The organism is Spiroplasma apis B31 (genome assembly GCF_000500935.1).
Lineage (GTDB): Bacteria > Bacillota_I > Bacilli_A > Mycoplasmatales > Mycoplasmataceae > Spiroplasma_A > Spiroplasma_A apis.
The window spans coordinates 535,249-550,607 of record NC_022998.1 but is presented as its reverse complement, the minus strand read 5'-3'; the positions used below and the strand labels follow the sequence as shown (position 1 = coordinate 550,607).

Annotated in this window: 11 protein-coding genes; 1 reads left to right on the top strand and 10 read right to left on the bottom strand. The window is 25.7% G+C overall.

The features are described from left to right. Nucleotides 1-270: 270 nt before the first annotated feature. Nucleotides 271-708 (top strand): DDE-type integrase/transposase/recombinase, encoded by a 438-nt coding sequence (locus SAPIS_RS02385; protein WP_023789259.1) that lies wholly within the window; start codon nucleotides 271-273, stop codon nucleotides 706-708. 1,453 nt (nucleotides 709-2,161) lie between these two features. On the opposite strand, the gene SAPIS_RS02380 is transcribed toward SAPIS_RS02385, so the two are convergent. The 10 genes from SAPIS_RS02380 to SAPIS_RS02335 all read right to left on the bottom strand — a co-directional run bounded on the left by SAPIS_RS02380 (nucleotide 2,162) and on the right by SAPIS_RS02335 (nucleotide 15,359). After that, a complete protein-coding gene (locus tag SAPIS_RS02380; RefSeq protein WP_023789257.1) occupies nucleotides 2,162-2,872 on the bottom strand; it encodes a hypothetical protein in 711 nt (236 codons plus the stop codon). 1 nt (nucleotide 2,873) lies between these two features. After that, on the bottom strand, nucleotides 2,874-3,242 hold the full coding sequence (locus SAPIS_RS02375) for a hypothetical protein (RefSeq protein WP_023789255.1): 369 nt from the start codon (nucleotides 3,240-3,242) through the stop codon (nucleotides 2,874-2,876). 923 nt (nucleotides 3,243-4,165) lie between these two features. Continuing rightward, entirely contained in the window at nucleotides 4,166-6,517 is a 2,352-nt protein-coding gene (locus SAPIS_RS02370; protein WP_023789253.1) for a PTS fructose transporter subunit IIABC, read from the bottom strand. A 10-nt stretch (nucleotides 6,518-6,527) separates the two neighbouring features. Further along, the gene (locus SAPIS_RS02365; RefSeq protein ID WP_023789251.1) at nucleotides 6,528-7,466 is read right to left on the bottom strand and encodes a 1-phosphofructokinase; all 939 of its coding nucleotides are present in this window, start codon (nucleotides 7,464-7,466) and stop codon (nucleotides 6,528-6,530) included. A 3-nt stretch (nucleotides 7,467-7,469) separates the two neighbouring features. Then, the gene (locus SAPIS_RS02360; protein WP_051372143.1) at nucleotides 7,470-8,192 is read right to left on the bottom strand and encodes a DeoR/GlpR family DNA-binding transcription regulator; all 723 of its coding nucleotides are present in this window, start codon (nucleotides 8,190-8,192) and stop codon (nucleotides 7,470-7,472) included. Nucleotides 8,193-8,273: 81 nt separating this feature from the next. After that, on the bottom strand, nucleotides 8,274-8,549 hold the full coding sequence (locus SAPIS_RS02355; protein ID WP_023789247.1) for a SemiSWEET family sugar transporter: 276 nt from the start codon (nucleotides 8,547-8,549) through the stop codon (nucleotides 8,274-8,276). Then, nucleotides 8,550-8,867 carry a SemiSWEET family sugar transporter gene (locus SAPIS_RS02350; protein WP_023789245.1) on the bottom strand — a complete coding sequence of 106 codons (318 nt, stop codon included), beginning with the start codon at nucleotides 8,865-8,867 and terminating at the stop codon, nucleotides 8,550-8,552. It abuts the gene before it with no gap. A gap of 614 nt (nucleotides 8,868-9,481) precedes the next feature. Further along, the gene (locus tag SAPIS_RS02345) at nucleotides 9,482-10,903 is read right to left on the bottom strand and encodes a lipoprotein (protein WP_023789243.1); all 1,422 of its coding nucleotides are present in this window, start codon (nucleotides 10,901-10,903) and stop codon (nucleotides 9,482-9,484) included. A 746-nt stretch (nucleotides 10,904-11,649) separates the two neighbouring features. Continuing rightward, the gene (locus tag SAPIS_RS02340; protein ID WP_023789241.1) at nucleotides 11,650-14,427 is read right to left on the bottom strand and encodes an endo-beta-N-acetylglucosaminidase; all 2,778 of its coding nucleotides are present in this window, start codon (nucleotides 14,425-14,427) and stop codon (nucleotides 11,650-11,652) included. Beyond that, complete coding sequence (locus SAPIS_RS02335; RefSeq protein WP_023789239.1) at nucleotides 14,427-15,359, bottom strand: hypothetical protein; 933 nt, start codon at nucleotides 15,357-15,359, stop codon at nucleotides 14,427-14,429. The genes SAPIS_RS02340 and SAPIS_RS02335 overlap by 1 nt, the downstream gene beginning before the upstream one ends.

The following is a 15,359-nucleotide window of genomic DNA, read 5'->3' as shown; positions in this document are numbered from 1 at the left end:
TTGAATTTTATAAAATAATAAGTAAATACTTGCAAAAAAAATATAAAACTTTCATAACTATTAAATTTATTAAACATTGATTTTAAAACTTATAAAAGTTGAGTTAATAATGGTTCGAAAGATTATAAAACAAAAAGAAATACTTCTTATGATCTATTCATAAAACTAGTATTTAATGATTGTGACTTAAAATATGGTACACACCGTAAATGAGGTCATAAAAAAATAGCTTTAAAATTCGGCATTGGTAGAAAAACAGTTTTAAGCTCAATGAAAAGTCAAGGACTTTTTCCTGATAATTGTGAAAAAAGTAGAAAGTGAAAATCTTATGTTAGTGGAAAAAAAGAACCTGTAAATACTGCTCCAAATTTATTGAAAAATCCAATTACTGGTAAAGTAGAATTTTTTGCTTCAAGACCATTGGAAAAAATATGTTTAGATATATCAGAATTTAAGTTTAATAACTCTAAATTATATATGTTTGCATATATTGATGTTTATTCTAGATTACCTTTAAAAACTTATTTTTCAAGTAATCAAACTACAAAAGAATTAATAAAATCGCTATATATATTAAAAAATAACTACAATATATGTAATTCAATTATCCATACAGATAGAGGAGCCCAGTTTAGAAGTATTAGTATGATGGACTTTTGTAAAGCAAATAAAATACAACAAAGTATGACGGATGGTTATGCTTCATAACAAAACGCAATAGTAAAAATTTTTTTTAATATTATTAAACAAAATTATTTTAAAGGATACAAATTTTTAAACAAAACAGAATTTCTATCTTGAATGGAAAATTGTATCTGAAATTATTCAAACAATAGAATAATAAATAAAAAAAATTACTCCTATAGAAATGTACAAGAGTAATTTGTTAAAATAATTGTAGTTTGGGGTGACCCTTTATTAAATGTAATTTTTTTTAATAAATTTTATATAGAAAATGCAAAAAAATCATAAACACTTATAATAAGAATTGAAGATCTGTATAGATAATGTTGAATCAGCAACTTTAGACTAATAATAATGTATTAAAAATTATTTTTAATTGACTTTAAAAAATTTTAAAATGTTATATTTCTTTTTATTCAATAAATAATAAAATTAATTTCATTGTATAATTATTTATTACATTTTATAAATTAATAATTAATAAAATTGAAACAAAATCTATTAAACATTTAATAAATAATTATTTTGGTTCTAACAAAGTTTCATAAATTAAATCCACTTTTATTATTTCGTTTTTACACAATTGTTCCATCATTTAATAAATTTATTTGTTTTATCAAACACTTATCTGTTTGAAATTTAATTCGTATTTCTAATTTATTTTTCACTGTGTAATTTTCTGTTAGTATCTTTAAACCATGAATAGTTAAGTTAGTCTCTATATTATCATCTCTAAGCAAGAAAAAAAATCAATAAATAGAATCTAAATAATTGCTTTTACCTGAACTGATCTCTCCAAATAAATAATTTAATTTATTATCTAAAGTTTCAAGTGTTTTATGGCCATTAGTTAAGTTTCTAAATTTTTTATTTAAAATTTATTTTCATTTTTTGTTACCTCTCTAATAGATTACCAATAAATTTTATCAAATATGTATAAAAGAAAGAATTTAGAAAGTTTTATGTTTTAAAAGTGAATATAGGTAGCTTTTATGAAACTTAAAAAAATTTATTCAAAATTAAAAAAGTAGGTGAAAATCATTCATATGAATAGTTTTATAGTTTTTATTACCAAGTATTGAATCCTGACTAGGACTATCATAATAACTAATATTATGAATGTAATGTTTAAATATATGTTCAATGAGATCGCATATATAATGATTGAAGTTCTATAAGAAGCGGTTTTATTTCCATTATATTGATGATTTGGTAAATTAACATTAAATAGTGTTGAATAAGTTTCAAAGTTAAAAAAGCTTATTCTTATATTTTTATGACTTTACAATTATTATTATTATTATTATTATTATTATTATTAACTTGTTTGTGAAAGACATTATAAAAATAACTTAGCACCTTGTAATTCATTAAACTCTATCTACAATAAAAAAACATATTCTATAATTGACAGAATATGATTAAAATTAATATTGACTGTTTTTATATTTTAATTTAAATATAAGTCTAATTAGCATTATTTTTTTTGAAAAATTTCATACGCATTGCATCAAAAGTTTTTAAAAATAATTTCTGGCATATTTTTAAGTTTTGCTTGAATTTCGATACTTAGATCAATAGATTCTTTTACTAAAATTTGGTTTAAAATCCATGAATTAGCTCTAATATATTTCAAAAATAATTTGTATAATTTTTCATAATTTAATGAATAATTAATTTTATTTATATATCTTTTTCGTGCTAGTTCTAAATATTTTATATAATTATTAAAAGGTAATAAATTTAAATCATATGATATATCTTCGTAGTTTTTAGCATTTATAAATTGACTATTTATAAATTCTTTTACTTCGTTATAATTTGAAAACTTGATTAATTTCATTCTTTTAGAGCTTATATAGATAAAATACATTATAGAAAAGATTGAAATTGTATAAACAATAGAATTAGATAACATATATTGTAAATAACCATTGTCATTTTGTGAATATATAAAACAACTTCCAATAAAAATTATTGAATTTAAAATAATGAAAAAAATATAAGAAGTATATATTTTTCATTTTTCATTTTTTATGTAAATTGGAAAAACTGTTGTAAGGGTTTCTTTATTAAATATTTTTTTAACTGAAGTGATATTTCTTCATAAAATATATTGAAAAATCATAAATCCAAAATAACCTGAAGATATAATAGGAATAATACCTAAAGAAATATAGTATCACATTCTAAAATTTTACCAAATCTATTCATGCAACTATTGCTCCAATTGTTGCACATAAAGCAATTAAAGTCTGATTTGAGAGTTTACTAAGAATTTCTTGTGATTTACTTTGTGAAAATTCAATGTATTTTATAATTTCACTTTGATTTATTTTTTTAGAAAAATTTGAATTGTTTTCATTATTGTACACTATGCTTTTTTTTACATTATCGAATAAGCTTATAAGTGCTTGATTTGTTTCACTTCAGTTTAATTCATCTTTAATTTCATAATTTGAATTATTTTTCTGAATTTCGCTTTTTGAACTTATTGAATAACTAGCTCCTGAAGCTGTTATAGAAAAAGTTCCTACTATGTTTAGTAATTTTTTCACATTATAATACCTCCATTAATTACTTAACAACATAATAACAATTAATTGTTTATATTTGTGGAAAAAAATAAATAAATTTATTTTTTTCTACCTAAAATTGAAAATTTTTGGTGGCAGGATAAGCGTGGTTAGCTCTTTTTTCAAAAAACCCTTTAATAAAGGTTTTTTTCTCAAAAATTGTGCTAGCACTTACCATTTTTGCACTAGCATTAATGCAGCACAAAAAAGCTTGGAAGACAAGTTGGTTTTTTCTTATTTTTGCAAATTTATTTGATACTTTTATTTTATTTATTGATTAATTTTATTATTATATCACCATATAGGTTTTTAACAGCTTTTATTATAGGTATATTTACTCTATATAAACTTTTATATTTTGATTTAATAACTTCATCTACTAATATAAAGTAATCATCAACTATTTTATCTTCAAGTAATTTATCACTGTAATGATATAGATATGGATATATGTTTACCCCATTAATTTTTGCTACATTTATATTAATTAAAAATTACTCCAATAGAAATGTACAAAAGTAATTTGTTAAAATAATTGTAGTTTGGGGTGACCCTTTAAAGTATACGAAATGTTTTTATATGATTACTTCATTAATGTTTGAGTTTTTTTAGTTATATAAAATTATATGATTATCAGATGTTTTTTGACTAAAAAAGTTATTATGTTTAATTTCATTTTAATTAAAAATTTATGTGCTGATTTTTAAATAAAGTACTTGCACGGCAACTTTTTAGTATCGAGATTCAATTTGTTTGATTTGGTTTTATGAATTTTATATAAAAAAAATTCTCCTTGTATAGAATTATGTTTTTTACATAATGTATACTCAGAGAATTATATCTACACTTGTTTTATGTGTAAAATTTTTTTAAAAAGATTTACTTCAATAATATTATTGAATAAATTATTTAGCTTTTAACTTTTGTTTTTCAGCCAATTGTTTTTGATATTCATTTTGTTTAATTTTCAAGTTTTCCTCGAATTGATTGTATTTATTTAGTTTGCTTTCTAAAACAGCAATTTTTTTATCATTACCTGTATACTTAGAAATTCTATTTTGAATTGATTCTCTAACTCCATTAGTACCTGAAAGTACTAATTTACCGTTTTTGATATCTGCCATTCTTCAGAATCCTAAGATTATACCCATAATTATTGAACCAACCATAAATGCTGTGATAAAGAATGCAATACCAAGTCCTTTTGATAAAGCTACATCATTAAATACTAATGAATTAGTTAAAGGTGCTATGAATATTCCACCATGTGGAGCTGTAATAGTAATTTGCATTGCACCAGCGATGGCTCCAGCGATTGCACCACCAACCATAGCTGATACTGAAATTCTTTTTGGATCTTCAATCATAAATGGAATTGCACCTTCTGAAATGAAACATACTCCCATTAATCAGTTAGCTTTTGCAGAATCTTTATGTTTTGCACTTCATTGTCTTGGGAATAAAACAGTTGATATTGCTATTCCGATTGGTGGAACCATTCCACCAACTAAGCTTGCTGTCATAATCATAGTTTGTGATGAATATGCTGCACTATTTGGGTCTTTAACCAATTGATTTCCAACAGCTAAAACTCCAAGTGAGTAAGCGATTTTATTGATTGGACCACCCATGTCAACACACATCATAAATCCGATTAATGTACATACTATGAATAATAAATTTTTGTCTGCTAAGAATACAATACCTTCTTGTAGTCCTAACATTACGTATCCTAAAGGAATATTAATTGCTAACATAATTAAAGCAATTGCTGCTAATGATAACACAGGAACAAAAACAATGTCTCTAGCTCCTTGTAATCCTTTTGGTAGATTTTTCATCATTTTTGCTAAACCAAATACTGCTAAACCTCCAAGGTAGGCACCAATTAAAGCACCAATAAATCCTGATGAAGGAACATTTCTGATTGCTTCTGGAAGGAATCTTGATCATCCCCCACTTCATGATTTAACAGCCACACTATAAACGAAACCATCTCCATTAGAAATAAGTCCAGCAACTGCTCCAACCATCAATCCTTGTGCTCCTACCAATGAGTAACACACGTATGCTGCCAAGATTGGAATCATTAATTCCATTCCTATTTTACCAACAGCAGTGACTGCTTGAGCGACTCCCCAAACAGAACCAAAACTGCCAGAATAATAATACTTAGCACCATCAGATGCTACTCAATAACCAACTGCGTTTTTGAAATCATCAAAAACTTTTCCGTTAAATATTTGATTGAATTTATTTTCATCAGCGATAGCAGTAATTCCTAAAGATGCTGTATAAATATAGTCTAATAGGAAACCAAATCCTAGAATAATACCACCTGCAACAACAAATGGTAACATTCTTGATACACCTGCTAATAAATTATCTTTTACTTTTTTAAATTGCTTTAATGTTAATTCTCCAGATCCTGAATCCTCATCATCTTTTGCATTTTCAACTTTTTGAGCTTTTGGGTGATTATCAAATCCAACAATTAGATCTTTTCCCTTATAAATAGCTTCTTTAGTTGTTGTATCGATTACTTTGTAACCGTTAAATCTAGCCATTCCTTGAATAGCCTTATCATGTGCTAAAATAATAACTTTTGCATTTGCAATATCATCTGCAGTAAGTTTATTTTCTACACCCCTACGACCTTGTGTCTCTATTTTTACACTTAAACCTTGTTGTTCTCCGTATTCTTGTAACTTTTCAGCTGCAAGATATGTATGTGCAATTCCAGTTGGACAAGCAGTAATTCCGATAACATCATATTTACCATTTTTTGGTGTGTTATCTTTTTTCTCTTTTGGTTGACTAAATAAAGTTTTTACAGTGTCAACACTTTTTGCACTTCTTAGTCCTGCTTGAACTTCTTGTTTTATTAAATAACCTGATAAACTTGCTAAAGCATCTAAATGCTCATTTCCATCTTTTCCATTTGTCATGATCATAAAAACCAAATCAACTGGTTGATCATCTAATGATTGTCAATCAATTTTATTTTTTAGTTTTACAAATGCAATTGCTGATTTTTCAACAGTTGGATTTAATACGTGTGGAATTGCAATTCCATCACCAATACCTGTTGAACCTTCGCCCTCACGTTTGTAAACTGCGTCTTTAAAATCTTTTTCGTCTTTTATGAATTTTTGTGATTTTAATTTTGAAGTTAAAAATTCAATAACTTCGTCTTTTGTATTTAAATCTTGTTCAAAAAAGGCGATTTGTTTATGAAACAGTTCTTTTAATTCCATAAGAACCTCCTTATATTTTTTCTACTGTTATTTTATTAACTAATGATTGTATTTCTTCTTTTGAAGCTAATCATTCATTAAAAGCTGTTGCAGCACCACTGGCAGCTGCATATTGTAGTGTTTCTTCAATAGATAACTTTTGGTCTATCCCATGAACAAAACCAGCGAGCATACTATCTCCTGCTCCAACTGAGTTTACTAACTTACCTTTTGCTACACCAACTCTATATATTTCACCTAACTCTGTAAAGTATAAACTACCTTGTGAACCTTTACTCAATAATATGTTACGAGCTCCCATATTCTTCAATTGAAGAATAAGTTCTTTTGTTTCATCAAAAGTAATGTCTTCTTTAAATTCGATATTTAAAGTTGAGCAAATTTCTTCTAAATTAGGTTTAATTAAAAATGGTTTTTCTTTTAAAGCATACTTTAATAACTCGTTTGTGGCATCACAAACGAGTGTTGCATTGTGTTTATTTGTTAATTTTCCAATTTCTTGATAAATTGTTTTTTCAATTCCTCTTGCAACACTTCCTGTGACCATAACAATGTCATTGGGTTTGATAACTCCATCTAAATATTTAATAAGTTCATCAATGATAGAACTCTGAGTTTCAAAACCTAAACCGTTAAGTTCTGTTTCTTGTTTAGACTCAAGATTCTTAACTTTATAATTAACTCTTGTTTTGCCTGGATTTGATAAAAATTTATTATTTAAATTTACTTCCTTAAATTTCTCTAAAAATATGTCTTTGTTTTCATCACCAAGGATACCTATTGCTTGGACATTAGAACCTAAATTGTTCAAAATGATACCAGCATTAATTCCTTTACCACCGACTACTTTATACTCATCATTGTAGTAGTTTGTTACACCCAATTCAACCCGCCTATCTGTTAGAATGATATGATCAATTGCTGGGTTTAATGTTATTGTATATATCATATTTTATACCTCTTCATTTATAAGAGCTATTTTGCTCTTGTCACTAAATCTTACAAAGGATTTAGAATTCATTTTACTTGTGTCTGCTAAACCAAAAGCAAACTGTGCGTTTTTGATAATTTTCATTTTAATCTCTGCTTCGTCATCGTCAGTAGTATAAAAATTAAATTCCTTATCTATGGCGTTAATTCCTAAGAAAGCTACATCAAAGTTATACTTCGAAATTGCAGCAATAGTTTCAACCCCACAAATAGCACCCGTCGATAGTTTTAATTTACCAGGTAATAAATAAATGTCTCTTATTCCATTATTTGCTAAAACCTGAGCATTAATTATTGAGTTTGTGTAAACCTTGACATTCAAATCCTGTGTGATAAGTTTAGCTAAAAAGTAAGTTGTTGATCCTGCATCTAAAAATACAGTTTCAAAAGGTTTAATACAGTTTAAAGCCTTTGAAGCAATTAATTGTTTTGCATCAATGTTAGAAGTTAGTTTTTCATCTAATTTTGCCTCTAAAATAGACTTTTCTTTAATGGATTGAGCTCCACCATGAACACGTTTTAATTTTTGTTCATAATTCAAATCCGTTAAATCTCTTCGCAAGGTGGTAAAAGGAATATTAAGTTCTTTAGAAATTTCTTCATTTGAACAATAACCGCTTTTATTTACAAAATCGATTATCAGTTTAAGTCTTTCTTCTCTCAACATATTTAGCACCTCACTCATATAGTACTCTTATAAAATAAGAAAAACAACCAAAAACAACCAAATTTTCTAAAATACAACCAAAAACAACCGAATATACTGTTAATCTTTTTTAGATTTATTAATTTCTCATATTTTGAATGTTAAAATGAAACTTGCAATTATAAACACTATTACATTAGTTACTATCAAGGGATAGTTCATAATCATGACAGCTGCTATCAATCATAACAGTGCAGCTAGAACTGCAATAATGTACATTATCAAGGAAACATCTTTTGAAGATTTTGTTACTATAATTTTAATAAGTTGTGGAATAAATCTAATACAACTTACTATAGTCGCAAATCATGAAACTATTTGAATAAAAATTTCCATTTAGAGTTCCTCTTCTTTCGGTTGGTTCTTAGATACTTTATTTTTTAAGATTGAAATTGACTTCAAAATCATCAAAATAACACCAAAACTAAATAAAAGTGTGTTTGTAAAAGCTAGTTGAATCAAAGTACTTTGATCATACAAAAAAATTTGTAAATAAGCATAAATACATCAACTTCCATTCCCAAATACAAAACACAAGATTGTAAATAAACTTACATCTCTGGCACTTTTTGTTCTTCACATTTTAATTATTTGTGGTATTAGTGACGATGCTAATAAGATTGATGCAACTCAACTAATTATTAAATAAGCCATATATAATCTCCTAGTAAATTCATTATAATTATTAAACTCTGAGTTTTTTTTTTTTTTTTTAAAAAAAAAAAAAAAATGCTCGGTACACCAATCTTTTTTAAGAACACTCCAATGATATCAAAAAATATAATTTAATTATTTGAAATCTAAAGAGATGTATGTTGGGGAAATCTTATGTTCAATCATTATACTTATATAGAAGTAAAATGTTATAAAATTGTTTAACGTTTTATTTAAAATCAACAAAGTTAATCTGTTTATATTCACTATTAATCTTATTTAAATAAGATGAAAATTTTAAACATTTCATCATCAATTGAGTTTTCCAAGATTAATATAAAATAATATTTTAACATAACAGATTTAACCCGGCTTGCATTTATACCTTTATTATTCACAATACTGTTTATTCTAAGCAAAACAAAAACTTATTCAACAATACACATTTTTCTAATTTTTAAGATATATAATGTTGCATTTTTTTTAAAATTTAGCATATAAAAAAATTCTCCTTGTATAAATATATGTTTTTCAACACACTATATACTTAGAGAATTATATTTATTTTTTGTTTGTTATAGAAGTAATATTTTTAATCTTTTTATTTAGAGTATTTAAAAAGCCTGATCTTCTTTTGTGATTTTAATAGTTACTGGACCACCAACAAAATTAGCTTTTTCAAACACCTTTGAATTTTTAACACTTATTACAAATGAATTCTTATCACTCGCTATGTTTATGTTAAATATCTCCAAAAATCTTTGCTTAAATTCTTCTTCATCAAACCCGTATACTTTTTCTTCTTCCATTAAAGTCAGATAGAATGAGTCGTCTTCAATAAGCTGATTACTAAACCCTCCACTGTCAGAATCGAATAATGCATTAACGATATCATCATTATTTACTTCTTCATCAGTGAACAAAATGATACTATCAATGTTTTTAAACACATATTTTTCTATATCTAATTCATGAATTCCATTTTTATCAATTTTATAATTAAAAGTGATTGTAAATTCATCATTAGTTAGCTTTACACTACTATTAAATTTATTTGTTACTTCGATACTTCCTGTTTTTTTAGAGCTATCGTTAATTAATTTTTCAAAACTAAAATCTCCTTTTTCAACTGCATCCTTAGCATTAGGATTAGCTTCTCCAAATTTTTCCTTTACTGCATTCAAAATTATAGATTCACTTTCTGAAACAACAGTAACTTCATCTAAATTAGTTTTAACTCCCGTAAGGTCTTTTTTCTCTGCAACTTTAACATTTGCTTCACCCGAAACTTTATAACCATCAATGTCATTTTCATGCCCTTCTTTTATAGAAATTTTAATTGAATTTATGTCTTTAGTGTTATTATCAATAATTTTCTCCCCATTACTATCTAGGAAATCGATGTTTACCATAGTTATAATAGTATCAACGGATATATTTAAATTTAACCCTAAATTATTAGCATCTTCTAAAACTTTGGTTACGTAAGTTTTTACAGCCTCTATAATGCCATTTTGATCTTTAATTTTTCCTGGTTCCACTGATAAATAACCTTTATTACCATAGTTTTTAGTTACTATTTCCGCAATTCCCTCGTGATTTATTGCCTCTTCGATTAAACTTAAATCAAATTCAGCTCTATCATTTGATTCTTCGCTAAATATTTTTATTTCAACAGAGCCAACTTCTTTATCATTAAGTTTAACAGTTAATGCTTCACTAATATTGTCTTCAGGTAAATCATTTTTTAATGAAACTTTATAAACAACTTTTTTTGTCTCTTTATTTGTTTCTTCAACTTTTAACAATGAATCTTCACCTTTATTACTTGATACTGTAATTTTATCTGCACTTGCTAGATCTTTATTAAGTTCAACAGTTAAAGTGGTTGAGTCATCTTTTGACCTTAAGTTATTTTTCCCTAAAGAAACTTTACCAATAGATTCAGCTTCATTTTTTTTGCCACATGATACAACAGATACACCTGTTGAGGCCACCATTCCTAGTGCGCCTAATAATCCTAATAGTTTTTTCATTTTTTTTCTCCTTTTGGTATATTAATATTTAATACACTTATTAATATGATACACAACAAAGTGAAAATAATTATCAAAGTAAAATGATTTTTAAAATTTAGAAATATTTTAAAAATTAATTTTACCACTAGACTTTTTTACAAAGTGTAGTAAAAAAATCATATGCTTGTTAAAAAGGTTTTAGTTTTTCGACTTTTATATATATATATATATATAAATAAAATTTGCTTTTTAATTAATTTTTTCAAAATTCGAAAAATTTATCTTTTATATAAAAAGGTCAAATTATTAGTTTTTTAGCTATATTAAATTTTCTGATTTAGTTTGATTATGTACATAATCAAATGTTTTAAAACTTATTATTGACGTTTTTTTTCATAATTGTAATTACCTTCAAATTATGGCATTGTTTCAATCCTTAACCTCGGCAAAGTATTTATAAATACCATTCTTGTTCTAAAATTATTAATATATTTTAAGTATAGTAACTATCAACTTTAGCTAATAATACACACAGTTCTATTTTAATCAAAATGAATGTGTCCTCAAATTGTTGAAAATAATTACAAGTTTTAATAAAGGTATGTTTTTAAAATCCTATTAATATCAAATGAATTAAGAGACTTTTAAGATATTTCAATTCTTTGAATCAAAAATGAAGTTAGTCATAAAAAACACCTATGATAAAATCTAACAATAAAAAGAGTCTCTTTTAATCGCTGATTTTATTTTAGGTGTTTAAATTTTTAATAATTATAGTTTGTATCGATTTTTGAGTAAAAAACTTTATTAGGTATACCTGATTTATTAACTGGTTGTATTCCTATATAGATAAAATGGTCTTCATTATCGTTCAACTCTCTTAAATAGTACTTATTGATGGTTGTCTGACCAAGACGATATCAATTAATCCCATCATTTGAATAAAAGATATTGAAGTAATCACTTTCCTTATTGTCTATATCTCAATTAAATCTTATATTTACATTGTTATTGTCAGATGATCTTTTAACAACATACTCGTTTTTTATTTTTTTTACCTTAGTTTCATTAGTTAATTGCTCAGCATCCAAGTTTTTAGAAATGTTAAATCCACCAACAGAATATAAAAACTTAGTTTCATTAGCAGGATTTATTTTAAGTCCTAATTTAGCAATCCTATTTCCACTATTAATACCTGATAGCTTACTCAAATCAGCTGTAACTTTATACCAACCATCATTAATTTCTGTTATTTTTGTATCATCAATGACTTTTGGTCCTTGATTTTCATTTGATGTTGTATAAGTTATTTTGGTATTTTTATCATTAATGATGTCATTTGACTTTGTATCACTTTTACTTTTTTTGACAAAATAACTAACATTGTAATTGTTTTTACTTAGATTAGTTCCCATTATATTTCAGTAATAATCTTGATTTGGATATCATATACCTGGTTTTACAACTCCATCATTATCAAAGTCATAACCCATACCAACAGAAATGGAATTACCTTTCATGTAAGGATTGTAATAATCAAAATATGGTGCTAATTGCCCTTCACTTGTAATTGTACTTACGTTTTTCTCACCATCTAGAGTATTAATTTGAATTGTGTCATGAACTTTTTCTTTACTTCAAAAATCTCATTGATATGTTGGCATAACATCTCCTAAGCGAGAATTTGTTCAAGGAGTAATTTTGTCATAAAGTGCTTTGCCTTTACTATCTCTGTTAATAAATTTAATTCCCGAACCAGTAGAAAAATAAGTTGTCATTGATGGATCATTTTCAATTTCTTTTGGTTCTTTGTTACTGTAACTACTGTAATCGTTATCAATAACTGTATCTGCTACTACGGTTTTCTCTAAAAATGAACTCCCTACTCCAACACTATATTTGTAAACATTATTCTCACTTCGTTTGAATAAATAATCGATAGGAGAAATTGATAAACTTTTATTAAATTTTTTGAAATTAATTCTTGGATCGTATTGATAAAGTTCATCAATATCTTGTTGTCCTTGCGAAATCATATCAGTAAAACCTTTCTGATCGTTTTCAAGATAACCATTTTTTCCAACCATTTGATAAGTTGAGTATAAATTTGATAATTCTTGTTGCATTAGTAAATATTTATACTCGTTTTGATCATTTATTAAGTTTTCTGAATTAGCTCAGTTTTTGAAAGATTTAGCATACTCATTAGCACCACCTGAACCAAATATTGAAAAAGAATTATTAGCCTTTTCTAAGTCATATCTATTATACTTATCTTTATTAAATATCAAATTTTTATAATCAAATGCACCAAGTCCAGGTATTGTTACACTTTCGTTTAATAGTGTATATAAATCTTTTCTTTTTTCATTATTACCAGCGTGTTCTTCTTTTATATATCTATCCAGATTAGGTGTGCTTTTAACAAAATCTAATTGAAATGCACTTGCACTTTTAGCTGCTTCAAAAGTTTTTCTAGAGTTAGGTTTTTGAGTTACGGGGTCATATTCCAAAGAACTATCATTAGTATAATAAATTATACTTAATTTTCTACCTAATGAACTCTCCAACTCTTTTGCTCTTTCATTGAATTGCTCCATAATTTTGTTAATTTCACTATTCTCAATAACGTATCCATCACCTTGAGAACCATTTGCTTCGTTATTTATTATTCAGCCATCAAAGTTTAAATCAATACATTGTTGTATTAAAATATTTACCATTGTAAAAACACCATTTGCATCTGTTGTCAAAATTGATTTTAATGATTCTCTTGTTAAATCTTCTCATCCTGACATATACCATAAACCTAAAACAGGAACTCCGTTTTTGTGCATATAATCAGTATAATCGGCAAATGATGGTGTTAATCAACCCTTGTTAGTAATTGCGGGTCAAGTATACATTTGGTGTGTATAACTTAAATTAGTTAAATTACCTCCGAACGTATTTTTAGTTCCAACAATTGAACTTGAAGAATTTGAAGGGTCATGAAAAAAATTAAAAAAGGTTTGTTTTTGTTGCGTATTTACAGTTTTTTTAGCAACATAGTTTCTACCTTTTAGTTTTTGACTAGCCTTATTATAATCAAGATCCATATCAGTTCCATCGTTTCAATCAGGTAGAGAATTGATGTAATTAAATTTACGAGATCTTGATTCAAAACCGAAGTCCAATCATTTATTACCATTTGGACGATATGATTTTATTATAGGAGAACCAGTGGTTGCTTGTTTTTTTATAAAGTTTGCACCTTTATATGAAGTAGAATATTTATCATAATTAAATATTTTATCTACTGGGCCTTGTTCTCCTTGTACACTTTCTAAAGGTAATTCATCATTGGTGATTTTATTTCCAAAATCATCATAATACCAATTGTATCCATCTCCATCACTTGTTTGTCCTGTTTTTCAATTGAAATCATCAAAAGATTCTAAATGCGCTCTTGTTGAAAACTTTCCAATATTACAAGAAATAGCATTACTTGAAACACCAACAATAACACTAGTTGACATTAATAAACTAAGAATTTTTTTCATTATTTTATCCCCTTTTTAGTTAGACTATTTGCAACTAATCAAAAAGTTGCTATTCATAAAAATGAATTAAATAAAGCTATTGGTAAAACAAGTTCGGCTTTATTAGTTAAGAATGTAAATGGTATTTCTAGTTTTGGATTAAAAATAGTTTGTAAAATATTATATTCATAAATATATGTATTTGTTAATAATGATACTATTGTTCATTGAAATGATTTAATAGGTAATAAATAACCTAAAATATTCAATACAATATTTGAATTACTATTCGACAAATCGTTAACATTTATTATGCAATCACCAAGAAGTAAAAATAAAATAACAATAATAAAATTAATTGCTTGTACAATAACTAATGACTTACATAAATTACAAATTATATAAGAAATAATTAAGATACAAAATAAATATAAGAAGAACATCACTGCAGTTAAGGTTATCGAAAATAAAAATCCACATGCTTCTGCAAAGGTTCCTTTAACAAAAAATAATTTTGGTAAGCTTATAAAGTAATTATTAAAATTTTGTACTCTTAAAACTAGATCGAATAAGTTTAAACAAATTATAAATGTCAAGAAAGAAAGCACTGTCATAACACAAGTAACCAAAAATATTGATGAATATATTCTTCATCTACTAATCAAAAAGATTTTAGATTGCTTTACCAAGACACTGGCTTCTCAGTTTAATATTAAAAGTGAGAATGTGAAAAACGAAAATGTGAAAGGAATTATAAATAATTTAGTTATTTGTCCCAATTGATTTGAATAATCTTTGAAACCAAAAGAAGTCACAAGTAAGTAAATCAAAATAGAAAGTAAAACAGGAAGTATTATTGCAGTTAAATAAACTTTAGCTGACTTGAATGTTATTTTAAAAGTATAACTAAGTAAACTAGAGAATGAAACTTTTGAAATATTTAATTTTTCCAT